Origin of the sequence: Microcoleus sp. BROC3 (assembly GCF_036702515.1) — a bacterium.
Lineage (GTDB): Bacteria > Cyanobacteriota > Cyanobacteriia > Cyanobacteriales > Microcoleaceae > Microcoleus.
This window is the reverse complement of record NZ_JAUBTQ010000160.1, coordinates 1-1,916: the sequence shown is the minus strand read 5'-3', so window position 1 is coordinate 1,916 and position 1,916 is coordinate 1. Positions and strand designations below refer to the sequence as shown.

Sequence of the window (1,916 nt, the reverse complement as noted above, 5' to 3'; positions counted from 1 at the left end):
AAACGCTGCGGTGGCGAAGATATTTGGTGGGTCACTGCCTGAGAAAATAGCTCGATGCCTGGGATTCTATTCTCCAAGACAAAGCCTCTTTCTGCTCGCCAGACCGGGGCTTTCTGGTTTTTATTCTCAGTCAGTTGCTATAGCCTTTCTCAGGTAGATGAGGTACAATAACAGCATTGACTAAACCAATTCCAGAAGTCTTTCTCCTCAACTTGCTCAAAGGCTCTCGTTATTGCTTCGGACAATGCTTTATAAGTTCTCGCACCCAAAGTACGAAGAATCCTTTTAACCTTGAACCAGAAATTTTCAATTGGGGAGAAGTCGGGAGAGTAGGGAGGTAGAAATATTAACCTTGCCCCGGCTTTTTTAATGGCTTTTTCTATTTCTTCCCCTTTGTGGATGCCATAGTTGTCCATTAATACACAAGCACCTTTCCAGAGTTGGGGAACGAGTTTTCTGATAATAAAACCCACATTCTGCAGATATTCGATCGGATTTAATTTCAAAGAGATTCAGAATTGTCAAAGCCTCAAATGATTGCTATGCAATCATTTGAGGTTTTTTAAGGTATAATGATTTGTGCAATTAGAGCAACTCTAAAACCCACATTCCGCACCCTCAACTGGCACATAGGCGGATTGAGGTGGTAAAAGTGAATCATCCGAGATAATAGTGAGTAAAAACACCCAAAAATCTGTGCAACAATCGTATCACCCAGTTAGGAATCCCTAAAAATTGACGTGAGGGCATGAATTAAATCTTCTTAACCCATAAAATGTCAAAAATCAGACCATTAATAACTATCCATTCCCAGCATATATCGGGAGTATTATGATAATAATACATCACTACTGCATCTACAATTATTTAAGTGTAAGTCAGTTTTACCAATCAATAATCGACTTTACTAATCAATAATTGACTTCATTTCACAACAAAAAATAATAAGACCGACAGGTGACTGGAAACAAATTTAAGATGGCTAATCGTTCGGATGTCAAATTAGAAACTTGTTGAATGCCTTGAATACAAACAGCATGAATCGATTGAAAACTTTGGAATATCCAGCGTAAAGTAGGTCGATTGGTTCCTTTACCCAACTGATTTTTTACGGTTTTATTAGTGAGTTGCAAGTTTTGCCGGAGTAATCTTTGACCTAAAGTATAAACCAACAAACACAAACCCATTACCAAAGTTAAAGCCTCGATTCTTTCCGGCGACTTCAGAAACACGCTATCCGTAAAAAATAGTGGGTCTTTCAAAAACCAAAACCCTCTCTCTGCTGCCTGCTGTTCCTTATATTTCACAATCATTTCATCAGGATTTAATTGCGATACATCCAGCACATTAGTGGCTAAGATAAATCTGCCACTAGCTTTGGTTATGCGGGCTACCACATTAGCATCTAGTTCTAGTTGTGCTTCAACTTTAAATATTAAGCTAGAGCTATAGTTGTCATGATAAATGGTCGAATCAGTAGTGGCTTTTACTGTAGTTTGCCTACTGGTAATTTGGGTTAAATTATGATACTTTAGTTGTTTGGATAAACGACTTGCTGCTGCTGAGGCATCCGCCGAACAAGCAAATTCAATATTTGATAACTCTCGCAACTTTTTCTGACCCTCAACTTCAGCTTTTTTGAGGTTTTTTGCTAATTTACGTTGGTCGGCATCACGACGCAAACTGCTCTCTACTACTAACCATCTTTGTGTAATTCCACCATAATTACTTTTGTGTTCCGACCAACTATATCCCGTCACAGAACTAGAGTGAAATTCTGATTCATTTAATTGAGATACCAGTTGCTGTGCTTGTTTCAGACTGAGTGGTACACGAGTTAACCATCTTAAATTGGTTAACATTTCTAAATTGGGAGCGGTATATAATGCACTGTCAGCTACCATTAAACTGTCGAG

2 protein-coding genes are annotated in these 1,916 nt (G+C 38.5%); both read right to left on the bottom strand.

Going from position 1 to position 1,916, the window contains the following annotated elements:
- Positions 1 to 149 precede the first annotated feature (149 nt).
- Positions 150 to 506, bottom strand: coding sequence for a transposase (locus tag QUB30_RS33460; protein ID WP_333342632.1), 357 nt, complete (start codon positions 504 to 506; stop codon positions 150 to 152).
- Positions 507 to 929: 423 nt separating this feature from the next.
- On the bottom strand, positions 930 to 1,916 hold a 987-nt coding region (locus QUB30_RS33455; protein WP_333342631.1), incomplete at its 5' end, for an IS1634 family transposase.